Consider the following 20,227-nt stretch of genomic DNA (forward strand, 5'->3'; position numbering starts at 1 on the left):
TGTCAAAGGTCGCATCTCCAGAAGGTGCGACACAGTCGCGAGCCGTGGTGGCCGTACCGCAGGAAGGGGCAGGTCAGGGGCACATGTGACGAAAGCCGCCCCGGGAAGCCCGGGACGGCCTACGTCATCCTTCGTCAGCGACCGTCCTGCTCCTCGATCGCCGCGGGGCGCGTCTGGGCTGCCCGGACGCGTTCCACGTCGAGTTTGGTGCCGCGGTCGAAGCGGTAGACGCCGTTCTGCTCCTGGAAGACGTCCGTCAGCTGCGTGTAGCAGTAGCCGAACATGGCGGGGTCCTGGAGCAGTACGCCGGTGAGGCCCTCGAAGCGCGCGTGGAACTCCTCCTCGTTCCGCACCCGCTCGCCGTAGCCCCAGGAGAGGGTCCGGTCCTCACCGGACTGCGCGGCGGCGGCCTCCGGGTCCCACCAGATCCCGCCGAACTCGCTCACGAAGTACGGCTGTCCCCGGTAGGGCTGCGAGTAGGCGGCCCCGTTCTCGTAGCTGTTGACGAACGGTTCGTCCTCGGCCAGCCCGGCCATCTGCCGGCGGAAGGCCTCCGGGTCCTGCTCGTAGCTGTGGGAGTCGTAGATGTCCGTCTCCGCGACCCGGTGGGCGTAGCCGGACGCGTCGATCACGGGACGCGTGGCGTCGAAGGCCTTGGTGGCCAGGAACATCGCCCGTGTGACGTCGTCGAGCACGGTGATGCGGTCGTGCAGCTTCTGGTACGTCTCGTTGAGCGGGCACCAGCCGACGATCGAGGGGTGCGAGTAGTCGCGTTCCACGGCTTCGAGCCACTGGCTGACGAAGGAGGCGTCCGGCTGCTGGTTGTCGCCCGACGAACCGCCCGTCTCGCAGCCCCAGTCCCCGAACTCGCCCCACACCAGGTAGCCGAGGCGGTCCGCGTGGTACAGGAAGCGCTCCTCGAAGACCTTCTGGTGGAGCCGGGCGCCGTTGAAACCGGCTTCCATGGCGAGCTCGATGTCACGGACCAGCGCCTCGTCGGTGGGCGCGGTCATCAGCCCGTCCGGGTACCAGCCCTGGTCGAGGACGAGACGCTGGAAGACCGGGCGCCCGTTGAGGGTGACCGCCTTGCCCCGCAGACCGACGGCGCGCAGCCCGGCGTAGCTGTCCACCGTGTCGAGCACCTCCCCGCGCTCGTCGACGAGTTCGAGCCGCAGGTCGTACAGGTGCGGGTCGTCCGGACCCCACTCCCGCCTCCTGTCCGCCGGGACCGGGAGGTGGAGACGGGGCGCGAGGTCCAGGTCGGCGCGTGCCTCGGCCCTGCACACCTCTCCCTCGTCGTCGCTCAGTACCGCGCGCACCACCTGGCCCGGACGGTTCCCGGACATCGGGAGCTCCAGGTGGAAGGCGGAGCCGGCCAGATCCGGGGTGATCCGGGGGCGCCTCAGGTGCGCCTCGTGCACGGGCTCCAGCCAGACGGTCTGCCAGATGCCGGTGACCCGGGTGTAGTTGCAGTCGTGGTTGGCGTACTTGATCGCCTGCTTGCCCCGGGCCTGCGGACCCGAACGGGGATCACGGGCCCGGACGGTGACGACGACGTCCTGCCCGGAGCCCGCGATGTCGCCGAGGTCGGCGGTGAACGGCGTGAAGCCGCCGCGGTGGCGCGCCACCTCGGTGCCGTTCGCCCAGACCGTCGTGTCGTGGTCGACCGCCCCGAAGTGCAGTAGGACCCGGCGCCCGGCCCAGTCGGCCGACAGGGTGAGGACGCGCCGGTACCAGACGGCTTCGAGGAAGTCGGTGTCGCCGATGCCGGACAGCTCGGACTCGGGCGGGAAGGGGACGAGGATCTGCCGTTCCAGGTCACGGGTGAGGAGACCGCGTTCGAGACCGCTGTCCCCCCGGTCGGTCTCGAACTGCCAGAGGCCGTTCAGGTTGAGCCAGTCGCGACGGACGAACTGCGGTCGCGGGTACTCCGGGCGGGGTACGGAGTGAGTGGGCACACATGCTCCAGTCAGTCGTAGGGACGGCGTCGGGCGCCGGCCCCGGGTGGTACGGAGGGACGGAAGAGGTACGGGTCAGGCGCCGCCGAGGCCGGTGGTGGCCACCGAGCTCACGATGCGGCGCTGGAAGAGGAGGAACACCACGACCAGCGGCAGCGCCGCCAGCAGAGCCGAGGCCATGGCCTGGGCGTACTGGATGCCGAAGGCGTCCTTGACGGTGGCGAGCCCGACGGGGAGTGTCATCAGACCGGGGTCGTTGGTGACGATGAACGGCCACATGAAGTTGTTCCAGGCGCCGATGAACACGAAGATCGACACGGCTGCCACGATCGGCCGGGACAGCGGCAGCACGACGGACAGGAAGACCCTGAGCTCGGACGCGCCGTCGAGCCGGGCGGCGTCCTCCAGCTCCCGGGGGACGCTGTCGAAGAACCTCTTGAGGATGAACACCATCATGGGCGCCACCACTTGGGGCAGGATCACCGCCGCGTAGGTGTCGACCAGGTTGAACATCAGCATCTGCTCGAACAGCGGCACGACGAGGAGCTGCGGCGGGACCATGACCGCGGCGACGGTGACGGTGAGCAGGACGCGACGGCCACGGAAGGCGCCCCGCGAGAAGCCGTAGGCCGCCAGCGTGGATATCGCGACGGTGATCAGGGTGACCAGCCCGGCCACGAGGAAGCTGTTGGCCGCCCAGACGGTGACGTTCCCGCGTTCGAGTATCTGCTGGTAGGCGTCCAGGGTGAAGGCGCCCTTGAAGGGGGACAGGCCCGGCTCGGCGACGTCCTGCTCGCTCTGGAGGGAGGTGGCCACCGCCCAGACGAGCGGCAGCAGCCAGACGCCCGCCAGCACGACGAGCGCGGTGCCGGCCAGGACGCGCGGCAGCCGGCCGTGGCCGAGGAGCATGGGGGAGCCGGCACGTTCCCGGGGCGGGAGGCGGCGGGCCCGCACGGGGCTTGCGGTGGTGGACATCGGTCAGTCCTCCTGGCGGAAGAGGCGGAGCTGCGCGAGCGAGACGAGGATGACGATCGCGAAGAAGACGTAGGACACGGCGGAGGCGTAGCCCAGCCGGTATCCGGTGAACCCGACGTCGTAGACGTACTCGAGGATCGGACGGGTCGAACCGTTCGGGCCGCCCTTGGTGAGGATGTAGATCTGGTCGAACACCTTCAGCGACGCGAGGATCTGGAGCATGGCGACCAGGACGGTGGTCCTCCGCAGTTGCGGGAGGGTCACCGACCACATACGCCGCCAGGCCCCCGCGCCGTCGAGTGCCGCGGCCTCGTCGAAGACCGTGGGCAGGGACTGCAGGGCGGCGAGGTAGAGCAGGAAGTTGAAGCCGACCGTCCACCACACCGTGAGGGCCGCGACCGACCACATCGCGACGGACTCGTCGGACAGCCAGCCGACGGGTTCGAGGCCGAGCGCGCCGAGCAGTTCGTTGCCGAGGCCGACGTCCGGCTGGTAGAGCCAGGTCCAGATGAGGGTCACCACCGTAACCGGCAGCAGGTAGGGCACGAAGAACGACAGGCGCCACGCCCACTGCCCGGCGAGCCCGCTGTGCACCAGGAGCGCCATGGCGAGTGCGATGAGCACAAGGGGGACGCTGGAGGCCGCGGTGAAGAAGACGGTGTTGCCGAGGCTGCTCCACACGTCGGGGTCGCCGAAGGCCTCGGCGTAGTTGTCCAGACCGACGAAGGACGTGTCGCGCAGCGCGAGTGAACTGTCGGTGAAGCTCATCCAGATGCCCTGGAGCACGGGCCACACGAGGAAGAGGACGAAGGGGACCGCGAAGGGCAGGACGAAGAGCGGGCCCGGTCCCCGGCGGCCGGTCCTGCGCCCGGGGGACGCGGCGAGGGGCGGTTCGCCGGTCGGGGCGGGGGCCCCGATGGGCGTGGTGGTGGTCATGTCGGTTACTCCTTCTGCTCGGTCAGGCCACCGGATTGGGCTGCCGCAGCAGCGTGTTCGCCTCGCGGACCATCTGCCGTACCGCCTTCTCGGCGGAGGTGTTGCCCAGCAGTGCCGACTGGAGTGGCTGGCACATGCGGTTCTGGAAGTTCGAGGCGGCGCCGGCGAACCAGTTCGGCGGGTCGAGCACCGCAACCTTCCCGGCGTCGGCGTAGGAGGACTGGGGGTCGAGCTTCGCGTACGCCGGTTCGGCGAGCACCGGCTGGTAGGCCGGGATGTGCCCGGCACTCGCCCAGGTCAGGCTCTGCTTGAGGATCTCCGCGACGTAGCGGTGCGCCTGCCTGCGGCGGGCCGGGTCGGGGTTGGCCTGGTGCGGCAGGACGTAGCTGTGGGAGTCGGTGTAGACGGCGGGTTCGCCGAACACCTGGGGGAAGGGCGCGGCCCCGAGCGGGATACCGGACTTCCGGAGCGTGGGCAGCTCCCACTCGCCCAGCATGGCCATGCCGCCGCGGCCTCCCAGGAACCCGGCCAGGGCGCTGTTGTAGTCGAGGTTGTTGGGATTCGTCCGGCCGTCGAAGAGCTGCTGCATGAACGACACGACCTGTACGGCCGCGTCGGTGTCGATCTCGGCGGGCCCGCCGTCCGGCAGGGTGAAGGCGGCGCCGGTCTGCGCGTAGAGCGCGGCGAACTGCCGCCAGTTCTGGGCCGTGTCGGTGACGTGGCCGAAGAGGATGCCGGACTTGCCCGTCACCTCCGCCAGCGCCTTGCCCGCCTCCAGCATGGCCTTCGGCGAACCCATCGGGGCGAGCTCGCCCTTCGGGTCGAGAAGGCCTGCCTGCTCCGCCGCGTCCCGGTTGTAGAACACGATGAACGGGTGGACGTCCAGGGGGATGGCGTAGACGACGCCCTCGTGTTTCGTGCGCGCCCAGACGGCCGGCGTGAAGTGTTTCTCGGTGACGCCGAACTCGGCGAGGAGATCGAGGTCGAACGGGTCCAGCAGCCCGCCCGGGGCGTACCCGGCGAGCCGTGACAGGTGCAGGACCGCCACGTCGGAGGCCCGACCGCCGGCGGCCGACATGGCGAGTTTCGTGTAGTACGACGGCCCCCAGTCCAGGATCGTGCGATCGACCTCGAAGCCGTCGGACCCCTTGGAGACGGCCCGGATCATGTCGTCCATCAGCATGCCGTCACCGCCCTGGAACAGGTCCCACACGTTCAGTGCCGAGGCGTCGGATGCGGAGGCCCGCGAGGAGCAGCCGGTCAGGGAACCCGTGGCGAGCAACGCGCTCGCACCTGCCGCGCCGTAACGCAGCAGTCGGCGGCGCCCGATGCCGGGAGCCGGACCGGGGCCGGGCACGGCCGGCACCTCACGGGGATGGGACGAAGAACTCATCGCGGACCTTTCGACGGCCGGACGCTCATGCCGGATCGGCGGTGGACCGCCGGCACGGGCAGGTCCACCGCACACGGCAGGTGGGTGAGCCGCGCTGGCTGAAACAGTGCGGCCACCTTTTTTTACATCGATGTACATTCGCTGTAAAGAGTTCGGGCAGTACTGCTGGACGCTAGCCGGAGGGCCGGGCCGGAACCCGGCCGGGAGCCTCCGTCCACCGCGGTCGCACCGGGACATAGACTCTGCATCGCTCGAGGCCAGGGAGGTGGGCGTGGCACGGCCCAGAATCAAGGACGTCGCACGGCACGCGGGGGTGTCGGAGAAGACGGTGTCCAACGTGATCAACGACTACGTCCATGTCTCCGACCGGACCCGGCGCGTCGTCCGCGAGGCCATCGACCATCTCGGCTACCGGGTGAACCTGGCCGGGCGCCACCTGCGAAAGGGCCGGACGGGCATCATCGCCCTCGTGGTGCCCGAGCTGGACGTGCCGTACTTCGCCGAGCTCGCCCGCCACGTCATCCGTGAGGCGGAGCGGCTCTCGCTCACCGTGCTCATCCACCAGAGCGGGGCGGACCGCGAGCACGAGCTGGCCGCTCTGGCCGGGTTCGGCTCGGACTTCGTCGACGGGATCATCCTCAGCCCGCTCGCCCTCACGGCGGACGATGTCAGTGACCGGCCTGGGGCACCCCCGACCGTGCTGCTCGGGGAGCTGCTGGAGGAGGGCGCCGACCATGTGGCCATCGACAACGAGAAGGCGGCGCGCGAGGCCACTGAGCACCTCATCGGCATCGGGCGGCGGAACATCCTCGCGGTCGGTGGCGTCGAGGTGCCGGGCCTGGGGACCGCGGAGGCGCGTACCCGTGGATACCTGGCAGCGCTGGCCGAGGCGGGAATCAGCCATCGCCCGGAGGCACTGCTGCCCGTGGACGACTTCAGGATGCCCGACGGCGCCCGGGCGGTGGCCGCGGCCCTGCGCGCCGGGGAGCGACCCGACGCACTGCTGTGCCTCAACGACCAGCTGGCCCTCGGCGCGTTGCGCTCCCTGTACGAATCAGGCCTCCGCGTCCCCGAGGACGTGGCGGTGATCGGCTTCGACGATGTGGAAGGGGGCCGCTTCAGCGTGCCGACGCTGAGCACCGTGGCACCCGACAAGGCGGCGGTCGCCAGGGTCGCCGTCGAGCTTCTGCACCGGCGCATCGAGGAAGCCGCGCAGGGCCCGGAGGCGTCCGGCGCCGGGACCTCCGGCGTCCAGTCGCCCCAGGACCGCGTGGTCTCCCACCAACTGGTGCTGCGTGAGAGCACGGAGGGGTCACGGGGCAGGTGACCGGGGCCGCCGCCCGCGCTCGCGGAGGCTGGGTGCACTCGGTGCGCACACCGGGTGCGAACGACGGACGCGCGCACCGCGTCCACCGTCCCGTCGGTCACCTGGAGCGGCTCTCGTGGAGTGACTTAATGCGATGAATCACCCTATCGTAGGGTCTTGTCGGGAATCCTGGTACAAGTGCCGAAAAGGCATGATGCTGGGAGTACTCGGCGCGCCTGGAAGTCGCGCCCTTCCTCGTCCCAGGAGTCCTGCGTGAGCCCGGTCCTCATGTCCATGCCCGATCAACTGAAGCAGGTCCTCGATTCCAGGATCTTCGTCACCGTGGCCACCCTCCAGCCCGACGGGAGCCCGCACCAGTCGGTGGTCTGGGTCGGGAGGGACGAGGAGGAGCTCTTCTTCGTGACCGGTGTCGACAAGGTCAAGGTGCGCAATCTGCGGCGTGATCCGCGCCTGAGCGTGACGGTCAACCCGCCCGACGCGCCCCACGACTACGCGGTGATCAGTGGCACCGCGCGGTTCGAGAGCGAGGGGAGCATGGAGCGCATGGACGAACTGGCCGTCAAATACACCGACAAGAGGTACGCCGAACACAACCCGGAGATGTACGCCAGGCTTCCGGAGCTGGTCACGGTGCGTGTCGCCGCTTCGAAGATCGCGGCACGGTTCCTCTGAGGGGAAAACCCGGCCCCGTGTTCGCCGCGGGGCCGGGCCTGGCCGTCCTGTCGGTAAGCCGCTATTTCGCGACGTCGTCCAGCAGTTGCGCGGTGATGTCCTCGAGGCGAGCCGCCGATGCCGGCGAGAAGAGGGGGCTCCGGATGCTCAACTCGTTGTACATGTTGAACGCGCTGAGCGGCTCCTCGGGCGGGTCGTCGAGGAGCCGGAGGATCGGGGGAACGACATCGGTGGCGGGTTTCGACAGCAGCTTCTGCTGCTCGATGTAGGCAGCCGTCGGCCGGTCGAACTCGCCGACGAAACCCGTCGACGTCGTACCCGGGTGGAACAGTACGTAGCTGGCCCGGTCGGCGTGGCGCTCGGCGAAGGTGACGCCGTGGAGATCGTTGAGCCGCCCGGTCATGAACATCGCCCGTACGCCGTCGTAGTTCCGGGCGCTCTGCAGATCGTCCCAGTCGATCGGCGTGTCATGGCCGGGCCCGGCGGCATTGATGATGACCGCGCCGTCGGACTTGTCGAACGAGGGGAGGAGCCCGTAGCTGAGCAGGGCGCGGCTCAGGTAGAAGAGTGCGAAATTGTCCTCGAAGCCCTCGGAGGTCACCGACCGGTACGTGCGGAAGAAGCGCGCGCACAGGACGAGGCCGTCGATCCTCGGGTATGCCTCGAGCAGATCGCTGACGGTCTGCCGGGTGTTCGACACCAGGCTCAGATCCGCCCGGACGAAGTCCGCACTGCCCGGAGCGCCCGCCGCCTCCCGGAGCAGGGGGGCGGCCTTCTCCGGGTTCGTGCCGAGAATCACGGCGTGGTCTCCGCGTAAGAACAGGGCTCGGGCGACGGCCGCCCCGATCCCGTCGGTGCCGCCCTGGATCACGTACGTCTTCGTCATGTCAATGTCCTTGGTCCGCTGTCGGGAAGGTGTCATGGCCGGCAGGAACGTGCGTACGGCGGCGTGGGCCACGTCCGGCGCCCCGGCGTCGTCGAGGGAGCGGGTCCCCATCGGTCAGCGTGCCGCCCGGGCGGGATCGGTGCCGCGCAGTCGGCCGGCGACCATGGGCCGCGCGAGTGCGCCGGCCGACGCCCGGTGCGGGCGGTGCCGATCGTCGATCCGGCTGCGTGATGTGGTCATGACCCGGCACTCGTCGGCACGTCAAATCCTCTGAACCAATCAGTTGTTCCAGCCTGACCAGGACTATAGCTTTTCTGAACCCGCTGGTTCAATCGGTTCAGCGTTCGAAGGGGCGCACCGCGCGTGCCGTACGCAACGCCGTGCCCCACCAGACGAGGCGGTCCAGCATGGTCTTCGCGGCGCCCTCGGCCTCTTCGGCGTCGCGGGGACGGTCTCCCTCGAACCGGTCCCACGCGTTGTGGAAGCTCAGCGACTCCCGCACGGTCACCGCGTGCAACTCGGCGAAGACGTTCCGCAGATGCTCCACGGCCCGCAGCCCGCCGCCCATTCCGCCGTACGAAACGAAGGCGACGGGCTTCGCGGCCCATCGTCGAAGAACCAGTCGATCGTGTTCTTGAGAGCGGCCGGGACCGTGTGGTTGTACTCCGGCGTGACCACGACGAACGCGTCCGCGGACGTGAGGAGGGCCGCCAGCGCGTCGCGTGTCCGCGCGGCCTCGGGAGGCGGCGTGCTGCCTGGCTCCGGCATCACGAGCGGCAGCGGGTAGGAGAGGAGGTCGATGAGCTCGACGGAGAGACCGGGGTGTGCGGCGGCCTGCTCGGCGAACCACCGGGCGGCGGTCGGCCCGAACCGTCCGTCGCGGACACTGCCCACGATGACCGCCAGTCTCAGGGGCTGTTCGGCGTGCTCGGGGTGTTCGGTCATCACACGGTCCTTTCTTCGGGTGGGAGGGCACGCGGTCCGGCGACCGCGACAGCGACGCCCAGCGCTCCGACCAGCGACAGCGCCAGGAGCGTGGGACGGCCGGTGCCGTTCACCGTGAGCAGGGCGCCGACCAGTGGCAGCACGAGGGCGCTGCCGATCTGGACCCCGGCCTGGTAGACCGGCATCGACGCGGCCCGCAGCGCCGGACCGACGCTCTGCGCCGCCTGCATGTTCAGGGCGGCGAAGGACAGTTGAAGCGCGATCCCGACCAGCAGCAGCGCAGGCAGCGGGCCGGCCGCGTACGAGTCCGGTTCCGGGAGCAGCAGGAGCAGGGCGACGCCCGCGAACGCGGACAGAGACCCGGCGGCGATCAGCCTCGGTGCGCCGAACCGCCCGACGACGCGCCCCGCGAACCGGACCGAGAGCGCCAGCGGCAGACAGGCGGGGAGCAGCGCGAGCGAGATCTGCCAGGGCTCCCAGCCGAACCCGCCGCTCGTCCCCAGGGTGAAGAGCAGAAGGAGCCCGATGAAGGTCCCGTTCAGAGTGGCAGCGCCCAGGGTCGCACGCATCAGCGGGCCGTTGCGCAGGACCGCCGCGGTGACCCTTGGCCGTGCATGCCGCACGGAGTCGGGGATCACCCGCAGTCCGCACACCAGCAGCACCAGGGCCACCGGTGCGGGGAAGAGGAACGTCCAGCGCCAGCTGTCGACGACCAGCACCCCCGCGAGCAACAGCCCGACGGTGAACCCGGCCGCGCCGAACAGCGAGTAGACCGACAGCGCTCTGCGTTGCCGCGGCCCGTCCGGGAAGGTGGCGGTGATCAGTGCCAGACCTGCCGGGGCCGTCAGCGCCGCGCAGGCACCCTTGACCACCCGGGAGGCGATGAGCAGCGCCAGGCTGTCGCTCAGACCGCCGATGACGGAGGCCGCCGCGAAGACGGGCATCGCCGCCAGATAGACGTTGCGCAGCCCCCACCGGGCGGAGATCGCCGGTGCCGACATCAGCATCGCGGCGAAACCGAGGGCGAAGCCGCTCATGAGCCACTGCACCGACCAGGGCGTCAGCCCGAGGTCGGCCCTGATCGCCGGCAGGGCCACGAGGACCACCGAGACCTCGATGGCGTCGAGGACCATGTTCCCCGAGAGCACCATCAGCAGCAGCGACCTGCCGCGTTCGGTCCGGGCAGGGGCGGCGAGCGGCTCACTCACCGGGGCGAACCGTCCTGCGGGGTGCCGGGCAGGACGGGGCCGGTGCCGGACGGTTCCGCGGCGGTGCCCGACAGCTCCGCCAGCAGCACAGGCAGCCGTTCGCTTATCAGCTCGATGTTCCTCGCCACCAGGTCGTCCGGCATCCCCGCGATGCTCGACCAGAAGATGAGGTGCTTCACCGGAAGCCCCTTCGTCCGCTCGTGGATACGGACGGCGGCGTCCTCCGGGGTGAGTATCTCCAGCGTGGCCCAGGAGCCGTCCTCGCCCGGACGGTCGGGGAACTGGTCCGCCGTCAGCATCGGCGGACTCGCGTGCCCGGTGCCCTCCACCGATCCCTGCCGGTAGGTGTTCATCTGGTGCGCCAGGTGGGGCGCTACCCGGGGCCAGGCAGCCTCGGGGTCGTCGGCCAGGATCACCGGCAGCAGGTCGGACACCCGGGCGCTCTCCGGATCATGGCCGCCCTCGGCCAGCCCGGCGCGGTAGACGTCGAAGAGCTCGTGCGAGATGTGCAGATGACCGATGCCGAGCCGGCCCGCGATCCTGGCCCCGCGCGGACCGTAGAACCCGCCCCACAGCGGCACCGGACGCTGGATCGGGCCAGGGGTCACGCCCCTCTCCTCCCAAAGCCTGCGGATCTCCCGGATGTTGCGCTCGATCCGGGAGAACCGCCCGTCGAACTCGGCGTCGAACAGCCGGTACTCGGGCACCCGGTACCCTGCGCCCATGCCGAGTTCCAGCCGGCCGCCGCTGATCAGGTCGACGACCGCGGCGTCCTCCGCGAGCTGGGCGGGCTTGTGCAGATTGGGCAGCACCACGGCCGTGCCGATACGGACCCGACGGGTACGGGCGGCGGCCGCGGCGGCGAAGGTCAGCGGTGACGGCAGGTAGCCGTCCTCGAAGAGATGGTGCTCGGTGAACCAGACACCCGCGGCCCCACGCCGGTCCGCCTCCTCGCAGAACTCCAGCGAGCGCGCGTAGTGGTCGGCCCAGGGACGGTGCCAGGCGTCCGGGTTGCGCAGGTCGAAGAGAATTCCGACATCCATGTTCCGGTCTCCGTTCAGTGGTGGGGTGCTCGGCGGGTGTCGTCCTGCCAGGTCCTCGGGCCCGGGTAGTCCCGTGATCGCTCGGGGCGGCGCCACCGGGCCCTGGCCGTCGTCCGCACGCCGGGCTCCGGTGACGCCCCGGCGCCGAGGCGCCGCAGCAGCACCGCGGTGACCGCACCGATCTCCAGGAGGTCCGGTCCGCCCTTCTCGATCCGCAGCAGGGCCCGTTAGTGTGCGGGCGTCGGCTCGGTGCTCACTGGGGCGGGTTGCCGTGTTTGCGGCGGGGCAGATCGGCGTCCTTGCGCTGGAGCATCGCGAACGCCCGGACCAGGACGGCGCGGGTGCTGCCGGGGTCGATCACATCGTCGACGAGCCCGCGCTCCGCCGCGTAGTAGGGGTGCACCAGCTCCCGCCGGTACTCCTTGATCTTCTGCTCGCGCGTGGCCCCCGGGTCCTTCGAGGCGGTGATCTCCCGCCGGAAGACCACGTCGGCGGCCGCCTCCGCGCCCATCACCGCGATCTCGTTGGTGGGCCAGGCCAGTGCCAGGTCCGTACCGATCGAGCGGGAGTCCATCACGATGTACGCCCCGCCGTAGGCCTTGCGCAGGACCAGCGAGACCCGCGGGACCGTCGCGTTGCAGTAGGCGTACAGGAGTTTCGCGCCGCGCCGGATGATGCCCTCGTGCTCCTGACCCACGCCGGGGAGGAAACCGGGTACGTCGACCAGTGTCAGCAGCGGGATGTTGAAGGCGTCGCAGAACTGGACGAACCTGGCCCCCTTCTCACTCGCGTCGATGTCGAGCACGCCGGCCAGCGCGGCGGGCTGGCTCGCCACCACCCCGGTCACCTGGCCGTCGAGCCGGACGAGTGCGCAGACCAGGTTGGGCCCCCACCGGGCGTGCACCTCCAGGAAGTCCTGGTCGTCCACGATCTCCGCGATCACCTCGCGCATGTCGTACGACCGGTTGCCGTCGAGCGGCACCAGGTCGAGCAGCCGGTCCACCCGGCGGTACGCGTCGTCCCCACCGGGCTCGGCGGGTGGCAGCTCGCGGTTGTTGGACGGCAGCATGGCCAGCAGCTCGCGGACCTCGGCGAGGCAGCTCTCCTCGTCGTCGTGGACGAAGTGCGCGACCCCGGAGACGGAGCCGTGGACGTCGGCGCCGCCGAGCCCGTCGTGCGAGACCTCTTCCCCCGTCACCGTACGGACCACGTCCGGGCCCGTGATGAACATCTGCGAGATCCCGCGGACCGCGAAGACGAAGTCGGTGAGAGCGGGGGAGTAGGCCGCGCCGCCCGCGCACGGACCCAGCATCACGCTGATCTGCGGGATGACCCCGGAGGCCCGCGTGTTGCGCCGGAAGATCCCGCCGTAGCCGGCCAGGGCCGACACGCCCTCCTGGATGCGCGCGCCCGCACCGTCGTTGAGCGAGACCAGAGGGCACCCCGCCGCCATGGCCATGTCCATGATCTTCTGGATCTTCTGCGCGTGGGCTTCGCCGAGGGCACCGCCGAAGATCCGGAAGTCGTGTGCGTAGACGAACACGGTCCGGCCCTCCACGGTGCCCCAGCCGGTGACGACCCCGTCCGTGTGCGGCCGCTTCGCCTCCAGTCCGAAGCCCGTCGCGCGGTGCCGCCGCAGCGGCTCGACCTCCGTGAAACTTCCCGGGTCCAGGAGGAGGTCGATGCGCTCGTACGCTGTCAGCTTGCCCTTGGCATGCTGACGCTCGGTGGCCGCGGGATCGGCCCCGAGCCTGGCAAGTTCCTTCAGCTGTTCGAGCTCGCCGAGCCGGTCGGCGATGCTCGGCGGTCCTTGAACCGTCGTCATCGTTCCTCCTGTGTCCTCTCGGGTGGTCTCCAGGGGGCTAGCCCAGGAGCGTGCCGCCGCTCGCGTCGATGAACGCGCCGGTGATCCAGCGGGCCTCGTCGGTGGCCAGGAACGTCACGACGTCCGCCACGTCCACCGCCTCGCCGACCCGCTTGAACGCCGAGAGCTGTGCCATCTGCTCCACGGCCTCGGGGATGTCGAAGACCGGGCTGCCGTTGTCGGTGATGCCGGGCGCCACGCTGTTGACAGTGATCCGGCGCGGGGCGAGGTGGCGCGCGAAGTGCAGAGAGATCTGCTCGATGGCGCCCTTGGTCATCGCGTAGGCGGTCTGCTCGGGATTTGCGACCCTGGTCAGCCCGGACGAGATGTTGATGATCCGGCCGCCGTCGGGCAGCAGGGCCAGCGCGCGCTGCACGATGAAGAACGGTGCCTTCGCGTTGACCGCGAAGAGCCGGTCGAAGTGCTCGGGGGTGATGTCCTCCGGGGCCACCCCGGCGGCGGTCTGCTCGCCCGCGTTGTTGACCACGATGTCGAGCGTCGTCCCGCCGGTACGTTCCTTGAGCCCGCGTTCCAGGCCGAGGAACAGCTCGTGCACGTCGCCGGGAACCCCCAGTCGCGCCTGCACGGTGAAGGCGCGGCCGCCGTCCTGCTCGATCAGCCGCACCGTCTCCCGGGCGGCGTTCTCGTCGGAGGCGTAGTGCACGGCGACCAGTGCGCCTTCCCCGGCCATCCGCAGCGCGGTGGCCCGGCCGATTCCCCTGCTCGAACCGGTCACCAGCGCGGTCTTCTCCGCGAGCCTGTCCATCCTGGCACTCCTGTCCCTCGGTGTCGTGGTGGAAGCTGAAGCAGTGGCGGGCTGTGGGGCGGCCTGGGCACGCGCGGTGCCCAGGCCGCTGATCACGCGGGCCAGCCGGGTGCGGACGCCGTCGAACTCCATCAGCTCGGCGAAGGTCTCCCGGAGCGCGTCCACCTCGTGCCCGCCGAGCAGCAGGAAGGACTGCGCCTGGATGTTGGTGAGCGTGCGCGCCCCGACGGGATGGCGCGTGGTGTGGTAGCCGTCGAGCAGTTCGTCGCCGGCCTGACCGGTGAGGTGTCCGGCGAGCCGCTCACCTAGTTCGGCCGCGTCCTGCAGACCGAGGTTGAGCGCCTGTCCGCCGACCGGCATCTGCGCGTGGGCGGCGTCGCCGGCGAGGAACACCCGGCCCCGGCGGTACCGGGACGCCTGGCGCAGGGTGTTGTCGAAGACGTTCAGCCACAGCGGTTGCCCGTGGCCGATCCGTTCGCCCGTCACCTCCGCCCAGGCGTCGGCGATCTCGGCGAAGCCGGGTGGGCCGTGACGCCGTCGGGGTGTGGACCCGAAGACGTGCACCATGACCCGGGTACTGCCGTCCGGCCACCGGTACGCGGTGGCGAGTCCGTTCTCCAGCCGTTCGAACCGCCGGTCCGGGATGTCGATCCCGGCGACGTCGGCCCGCAGCATCTCCCGGGTCGCGTCGTGTCCGGCGAAGCCGAACCCCGCGAGCCGGCGTACGGTGGACCGCCAGCCGTCGCAGCCGGCCACGAAGCGGGCGGTCAGCCGCTCCCGCCCGCCGTCGGCCGTGACGGTCTCGACCTTCACATGACCGCCCCGGTCCTCCAGGCCGACCAGCCTCCGCCCGCGCCGTACCCGCACTCCCAGCTCGACGGCCCGTTCCTGGAGGACCGCCTCGAGCCGGGTCTGCGGGCACTTCCACTGGCCGGCGTACGGGTGGCGTGGGTCAGCCGCGGTCAGGTCGAGCCGGATGCCGCCGAAATGCCCCGGTCCGCCGTCCGGGAGCTCGCCGAGGCGGCCGAGGAGGCCGCGGTCGGCGAACACCTCCATCGTGCGGGCGTGCAGTGTGGACGCCCGCGACTCGGTCATCGGCTCGGCCAGTTGCTCCAGCACGTCGGCCCGCACGCCCTGGGCCCGCAGGTCCCCGGCGAGCAGCAGTCCGACCGGCCCGGCACCGACGACCACCACATCGGTGTCGGGAACCGCGTCGGTGTCGGGCACCACGTCCGCGTCGACGGTCACGGACATCGGTCAGCGCCGCGCTTCCGCGTACTCCTTGGCATGGCCCAGGGTCGCCCGGCTGTTGGTGCCGAGCGCCTCGCGGATGAACTCCCTCGCCTCCGGGATGCCCGCGTCGGGACCGAGGATCGTGGCGATGTTCTCGGCGTTGATCACCACCGTGTGCTGAGAACTCGCGGTCGCGACGCCGTCGGCCCCCTCGTCGAACAGCCAGTAGCCGGTGTGGAGCGTCATCAGGGCGGGCAACGTGGTCTGTTTGTACGAGATCCGGTGGTGCGGGAAGCACACCCGGACCGATTCCGTGGTGTGGGTGGAGCCGTTCTTGGCGACGGTGTCCATCCGCAGCACCTGGAGACCCGGAGTGTCCTCGGTCAGCTTCACCTCCTTGACGTGCGGGAGCCGTTCGGTCCACAGTTGGGCCTCGTTGACGAAGTCGTAGAGGTCCTTCGGCGATCCGTGGACCTGCACGGAGTCCACGAACGACAGCGTCAGCTCCTCGGCCGTGGTCGCCTCCTCGAGTCCGGCCTTGAGCGCCGGGAGCTCGGCGCGGCTGTTACGGTCCACGGCCTCGTCGATCCAGGCCAGCCCTTCCGGATCGTCGTCGATCGCCCGGTACTCGTGCAGCAGACGCAGCCGGGTCCCGTGCTCGCCGAGCGGCTCCATGATCCAGGTGCCGCTCATCTCCGCCACCGGGGGCGCGGAGACCTCCTGCCGGAAGGTGATGCGCAGTCCTTCCGGGTCGAGCACCCGACGCGACGACCAGTTCTTCGCCTCGCCGTTGGCAGTCGCCCAGATCCGTATCCGCTCCTCGTTCCCGTCGCGCTCCAGGTACTCGACGTACACCGACGGCGGGAACAGCCTCGGCCAGTTCTCGACCTCCGCGAGCAGGCGGTAGACCTCGTGGGGGGCCGCCAGGACGGTTATCTCATGTTCGACCTCGCGGCCGGCTTGCTCGGGCACAGACGTTTCCTTCCAGCGAATCCGGTGATGGTGGTGGGGCGGACGACGTCAGAAGTTGCCGAGTCCGCCGCAGACGTTCAGTGCCTGTGCGGTGATCGAGCCCGCAGTGTCCGAGGCGAGATAACCGACCAGGCCGGCCACTTCCTCCGGCGTCGAGTACCGGCCGAGGGGGATCTTGGCCTGGAACTTCTGCAGGATCGCGTCCTCGGTCGTGTCGTACGCCGCCGCGTAGCCCTGCCGGACCCGCTGGGCCATCGGGGTCTCCACATAACCGGGGCACACGGCGTTGACCGTGACGCCGGTCGGAGCCAGTTCGTTGCCCAGCGCTTTGGTGAAGCCCACGACGCCGTGCTTGGACGCCGAGTACGGCGCTCCGAGCACCACACCCTGCTTGCCGGCGGTGGAGGCGATGTTGATGATCCGGCCGCGGTCCTTCGCCCCCATCCCCCCGGCGTTGAGCACCTCGCGGGTCACCAGGAACACACTGGTGAGATTGGTCGCGATGACGTCCGACCACAGGTCGTCCGCGATGTCGGCGGTCACCCCGCCACCGCTGCGGCCCGCGTTGTTGACCAGCACGTCGATCGTCCCGAACCGGGCCACCGCCGCCCGTACCAGCTCCGCGACATCCTCCTTGGAACGTACGTCCGCGGTGGTGCCGTCCACATCGAGCCCCTCACCCTGAAGGCTCTTGACCGTCTCGGCGACGGCCTTCTCGTCGCGGGCGCAGAGGAACACCCGGTGTCCCTGCTCGGCGAGAAGGCGGGCGGCGGCGAGGCCGATCCCACTGGTCGCACCTGTGATCAGCGCGGTCCTGGGCGCGTTCTGCGTCATGATGATCCTCGTCCCTCCGGTCAGGCGGTCCGTGCTGCGGGCAGATGGGTGTTGACGAGTTCGATCAGGGCCCGGGGCGTGACCGCCTCGGCCAGCGCCGTCTCGTCCAGGCTGATCTCGTACTCCCGCTCGATCCGGCCGGCGGTCTCCAGCATCGCGAGCGACTCGTAACCGAGAGCGGTGAACTCGGCGTCGAGGATGTCTCCACCGAGGTCGACCCGATCGTCCGCGCCAGCACCCTCCAGAAGGATGGGGAGCAGTTTCTCGAGCGTGAACTCCGTGCTGATCTCCGTGCTGTTCTCCGCGTCAGACATGTCGGATCCTTCGTCCCCTTCGTCAGAGTTGAGAGCGGTCCACGGCCCGCAGCACCATGGCGGAGTTGAACCCGCCCTGGCCGCGTGCCAGCACCAGGGCGGAGCGGAGCGCCGCCGGACGCGGCGCACCGGTCACCAGGTCGATCTCGTACCTGCTCGACAGCGTGGAGCCCGTGGTCGGCGGGACGACCCCGTCCCGCAGCGACAGGAACGCCGCGGCGAGGTCCAGCGGCGCGGCGCCGGAGTAGAGCCTTCCGGTCGTCGTCTTCGGCGCGGTCACCGGAACCCCGTGCGGTCCGAACACCTTGGTGATCGCCTCCGCCTCGACCCGGTCGAGATCCGGGACCGCGGCGGCGTCCGCGAAGACCACCCCGATGTCCCCGGGTCCGAGACCCGCGTCCGCCAGAGCCAGTTCGATCGCGTTCTGCAACGTCGGCGTCCGGTCGCTGCCGGGCCGCGGATCGACCGTGGAGGCGTGGCCCGCGATCTCCCCGTACACGTGCGGAGCGCCGCGTTCCAGAGCGTGCTCGGCGTTCTCCAGCACCAGCAAAGCGCCGCCCTCGCCCGGGACATGACCGCCGGCCCGGTCGTCGAAGGGCAGATATGCCCGTTCCGGGTCGTCGCTGACGCTCAGCCGGCCGCTGGTCAGCTGGGCGACCCACCCCCACGGGCAGATCGAGGCGTCGACCGCGCCGGAGATCACCATCGGCGTGCCCTTGCGGATCTGCCTGCGGGCCTGCGCGACCGCGTCGAGCCCGCCTGCCTGATCGCTGACCACGACGCTGCTCGGTCCCCGCAACCCGTTGCGGATGGAGATCTGGCCGCTGTTGACCGCGTAGAACCAGGCGAAGGACTGGTACGCGCTGACGTACTTGCCGCCCTTGCTCCACAGCGCCCTGAGTTCGTTCTGGCCGAACTCGAAGCCACCGGAATGGCTCGCCGTGATGACCCCGACGTCGTAGTCGGGCAGTTCCTCCGGAACGACACCCGCGTCCGTGAACGCCCAGTCGGCGCTGACCAGGGCGATGCGCGTCATCCTGTCGGTCTGTGGGAGCAGCCGGCTGGGCAGGTGCTCCTCCGCGGCGAACCCCTTGATCTCACCCGCCAGCCGGGACGGATAGGGCGAGGGGTCGAAGCGGGTCACCCTGCCGATGGCGCCGTGGCCGGCGAGCGTGGCCGACCAGTAGGCGTCGACACCCAGCCCCGTGGGCGCGGCCACGCCGAGCCCGGTCACCCATGTGCGGGTCGATTTCGCGGCCTCGAAGGTCACCGGGCCCTCCGATCCGGGTTCGCCAGCACCACCGCGCTCTGGAATCCGCCGAACCCACTGCCCACCGAGAGCACCGCGTCGGTCTTCCAGTCGCGGGCGGTCAGCGGTACGTAGTCCAGATCGCACTCCGGATCCGGGGTGTGCAGATTGGCGGTCGGCGGGACCACGTCGTGCGACATGGCCAGTACCGAGGCGGCGATCTCGATCGACCCGATGGCCCCGAGCGAGTGCCCGACCATCGACTTGATGGAGCTGACCGGTGTCCGGTGGGCGTGGTCCCCGAGGCTGCGCTTGAACGCGGCGGTCTCGTGCCGGTCGTTCTGCTTGGTGCCGGAGCCGTGCGCGTTGACGTAGTCGATGTCCTCCGCGTTGAGCCGGGCCTCCTGGAGTGCGACGCGGATGGCCTCCGCCATCTCCTTGCCGTCGGGGCGCAGCCCCGTCATGTGGAAGGCGTTCGAGCGGGTCGCGAACCCCGCCACCTCGGCGTAGATCTTCGCGCCGCGCGCACGGGCGCTCTCCCACTCCTCCAGTACGAACACCGCCGCGCCCTCACCCATCACGAAGCCGTTGCGGCTCGCGTCGAACGGCCGCGAGGCGTGCGCCGGATCGTCGTTGCGGGGAGTCGTGGCCTTGATCGCGTCGAAGCACGCCACGGTGATGGGGGAGATGGGAGCGTCGGCCGCTCCCGCGATCATCACATCGGCCGTGCCCTCCCGGATCACGTCCGCCGCGTAGCCCACCGCGTCCAGACCTGACGTGCAGCCGGTCGACACGACGGTGGCGGGCCCCTCGGCACCCACGGCCCAGGCGACCTCGGTCGCGAACGAACTGGGCACCAGGTAGTTGTAGAGATGCGGCACCGCGTAGGCGTGATCGACCAGCTCCAGCCGGCCGCCGTCGCTGACGGTGCGGTACTCCTGGTCCAGGCCGGTGGTCGCCCCCACCGCGCTGCCGATCGTCACCCCGGTCCGGTGCGGAGCCAGCGTCCCGAACTCCAGCCCGCTGTCGGCGACCGCCTCGCGCGCCGTGACCACGGCGAACTGGGCGGCCCGGTCCATCCGCCGGATCTCCTGCGGAGTCAGCCCGGACAGCTCGGCGTCGAAGTCGACCTCCGCCGCGACCTGCGAGCGGAACGGCGACGGGTCGAAGAAGGAGATACGGCGCGTGGCGGTCCTGCCGTCGGTCAGCAGCTTCCAGAACGCCTTGGCGCCCTGCCCGCCGGGAGCGGTCACCCCGATGCCGGTGATCACCACCCGGCGTTCGCCCGTGCCGCTCATGACGCCGTCCAGTGATAGAAGCGACGGGCCATGGCGTCCGCGGGCGAACGCCAGGTCGTGGGGTCGTAGGCGTCGATGTGCGGCTTGAGGTCCTCACTGATCCCGATGAACCGGGGGTCGGTCTTCGCCTCCTCGATCAGACCCGCGCCGTTGTCCTCGTCGAAGTCCTGCAGATGGAAGTAGAGGCCGCGGTAGGCGAAGAGCTGGCGGCGCCGGGTCCCCATGCGCGCCGGCATCTCGGTGCGGTCGAAGGCGCCGAAGAGTTCCGCGACGTCGTCGGCCGACCCGGAGGCCATCCTGGCCACGATCAGTGTGCTGTGCATGTCTTCTCTTCCCGTCGTCGAAGTCGTCGGA

The 20,227-nt window shown here is 70.3% G+C and carries 19 protein-coding genes and 1 pseudogene; 2 read left to right on the forward strand and 18 right to left on the reverse strand.

Annotated features, from left to right (window positions below):
* Positions 1-134: 134 nt before the first annotated feature.
* The 4 genes from P8A20_RS33765 to P8A20_RS33780 all read right to left on the reverse strand — a co-directional run bounded on the left by P8A20_RS33765 (position 135) and on the right by P8A20_RS33780 (position 5,262).
* Positions 135-1,958 carry a glycoside hydrolase family 2 protein gene (locus P8A20_RS33765; RefSeq protein ID WP_306104872.1) on the reverse strand — a complete coding sequence of 608 codons (1,824 nt, stop codon included), beginning with the start codon at positions 1,956-1,958 and terminating at the stop codon, positions 135-137.
* Between the two features lie 75 nt (positions 1,959-2,033).
* Positions 2,034-2,933, reverse strand: coding sequence for a carbohydrate ABC transporter permease (locus P8A20_RS33770; protein ID WP_147962698.1), 900 nt, complete (start codon positions 2,931-2,933; stop codon positions 2,034-2,036).
* Between the two features lie 3 nt (positions 2,934-2,936).
* On the reverse strand, positions 2,937-3,869 hold the full coding sequence (locus tag P8A20_RS33775) for a carbohydrate ABC transporter permease (RefSeq protein ID WP_306104873.1): 933 nt from the start codon (positions 3,867-3,869) through the stop codon (positions 2,937-2,939).
* Positions 3,870-3,891: 22 nt separating this feature from the next.
* Entirely contained in the window at positions 3,892-5,262 is a 1,371-nt protein-coding gene (locus P8A20_RS33780; RefSeq protein ID WP_306104874.1) for an extracellular solute-binding protein, read from the reverse strand.
* A 271-nt stretch (positions 5,263-5,533) separates the two neighbouring features.
* On the opposite strand from P8A20_RS33780, the gene P8A20_RS33785 reads away from it, so the two are divergent.
* On the forward strand, positions 5,534-6,589 hold the full coding sequence (locus P8A20_RS33785; RefSeq protein ID WP_306104875.1) for a LacI family DNA-binding transcriptional regulator: 1,056 nt from the start codon (positions 5,534-5,536) through the stop codon (positions 6,587-6,589).
* 252 nt (positions 6,590-6,841) lie between these two features.
* Positions 6,842-7,261, forward strand: coding sequence for a PPOX class F420-dependent oxidoreductase (locus tag P8A20_RS33790; protein ID WP_147962701.1), 420 nt, complete (start codon positions 6,842-6,844; stop codon positions 7,259-7,261).
* Between the two features lie 61 nt (positions 7,262-7,322).
* Here the strand turns inward: P8A20_RS33790 and P8A20_RS33795 are convergent, their stop codons facing one another.
* From P8A20_RS33795 to P8A20_RS33860, 14 genes and pseudogenes are all read right to left on the reverse strand, one after another.
* On the reverse strand, positions 7,323-8,147 hold the full coding sequence (locus P8A20_RS33795; protein ID WP_306104876.1) for an SDR family NAD(P)-dependent oxidoreductase: 825 nt from the start codon (positions 8,145-8,147) through the stop codon (positions 7,323-7,325).
* A 114-nt stretch (positions 8,148-8,261) separates the two neighbouring features.
* Positions 8,262-8,387, reverse strand: a complete 126-nt coding sequence (locus P8A20_RS33800) for a hypothetical protein (protein ID WP_306104877.1) — start codon at positions 8,385-8,387, stop codon at positions 8,262-8,264.
* 97 nt (positions 8,388-8,484) lie between these two features.
* Positions 8,485-9,092, reverse strand: a pseudogene (locus P8A20_RS33805) (NADPH-dependent FMN reductase).
* The gene (locus P8A20_RS33810) at positions 9,092-10,300 is read right to left on the reverse strand and encodes an MFS transporter (protein ID WP_261988926.1); all 1,209 of its coding nucleotides are present in this window, start codon (positions 10,298-10,300) and stop codon (positions 9,092-9,094) included. The pseudogene P8A20_RS33805 and the gene P8A20_RS33810 overlap by 1 nt, the downstream one beginning before the upstream one ends.
* Entirely contained in the window at positions 10,297-11,343 is a 1,047-nt protein-coding gene (locus P8A20_RS33815; RefSeq protein ID WP_147962704.1) for an LLM class flavin-dependent oxidoreductase, read from the reverse strand. The genes P8A20_RS33810 and P8A20_RS33815 overlap by 4 nt, the downstream gene beginning before the upstream one ends.
* A 14-nt stretch (positions 11,344-11,357) precedes the next feature.
* Complete coding sequence (locus P8A20_RS33820) at positions 11,358-11,564, reverse strand: acyl-CoA carboxylase epsilon subunit (RefSeq protein WP_147962800.1); 207 nt, start codon at positions 11,562-11,564, stop codon at positions 11,358-11,360.
* A gap of 32 nt (positions 11,565-11,596) precedes the next feature.
* Positions 11,597-13,168 (reverse strand): acyl-CoA carboxylase subunit beta, encoded by a 1,572-nt coding sequence (locus tag P8A20_RS33825; protein WP_306104878.1) that lies wholly within the window; start codon positions 13,166-13,168, stop codon positions 11,597-11,599.
* A 37-nt stretch (positions 13,169-13,205) separates the two neighbouring features.
* On the reverse strand, positions 13,206-15,227 hold the full coding sequence (locus P8A20_RS33830; RefSeq protein WP_306104879.1) for an SDR family oxidoreductase: 2,022 nt from the start codon (positions 15,225-15,227) through the stop codon (positions 13,206-13,208).
* A 3-nt stretch (positions 15,228-15,230) separates the two neighbouring features.
* A complete protein-coding gene (locus tag P8A20_RS33835; RefSeq protein WP_306104880.1) occupies positions 15,231-16,178 on the reverse strand; it encodes an aromatase/cyclase in 948 nt (315 codons plus the stop codon).
* A gap of 48 nt (positions 16,179-16,226) precedes the next feature.
* A complete protein-coding gene (fabG, locus tag P8A20_RS33840) occupies positions 16,227-17,012 on the reverse strand; it encodes a 3-oxoacyl-ACP reductase FabG (protein WP_147964241.1) in 786 nt (261 codons plus the stop codon).
* Between the two features lie 20 nt (positions 17,013-17,032).
* Positions 17,033-17,326, reverse strand: a complete 294-nt coding sequence (locus P8A20_RS33845) for an acyl carrier protein (RefSeq protein WP_147964242.1) — start codon at positions 17,324-17,326, stop codon at positions 17,033-17,035.
* A gap of 22 nt (positions 17,327-17,348) precedes the next feature.
* A complete protein-coding gene (locus P8A20_RS33850) occupies positions 17,349-18,596 on the reverse strand; it encodes a ketosynthase chain-length factor (RefSeq protein WP_147964243.1) in 1,248 nt (415 codons plus the stop codon).
* Positions 18,593-19,873, reverse strand: coding sequence for a beta-ketoacyl-[acyl-carrier-protein] synthase family protein (locus tag P8A20_RS33855; RefSeq protein WP_147964244.1), 1,281 nt, complete (start codon positions 19,871-19,873; stop codon positions 18,593-18,595). The genes P8A20_RS33850 and P8A20_RS33855 overlap by 4 nt, the downstream gene beginning before the upstream one ends.
* The gene (locus P8A20_RS33860; protein WP_147964245.1) at positions 19,870-20,196 is read right to left on the reverse strand and encodes a TcmI family type II polyketide cyclase; all 327 of its coding nucleotides are present in this window, start codon (positions 20,194-20,196) and stop codon (positions 19,870-19,872) included. The genes P8A20_RS33855 and P8A20_RS33860 overlap by 4 nt, the downstream gene beginning before the upstream one ends.
* Positions 20,197-20,227 lie beyond the last annotated feature (31 nt).

Source organism: Streptomyces sp. Alt3, assembly GCF_030719215.1.
GTDB lineage: Bacteria > Actinomycetota > Actinomycetes > Streptomycetales > Streptomycetaceae > Streptomyces > Streptomyces glycanivorans.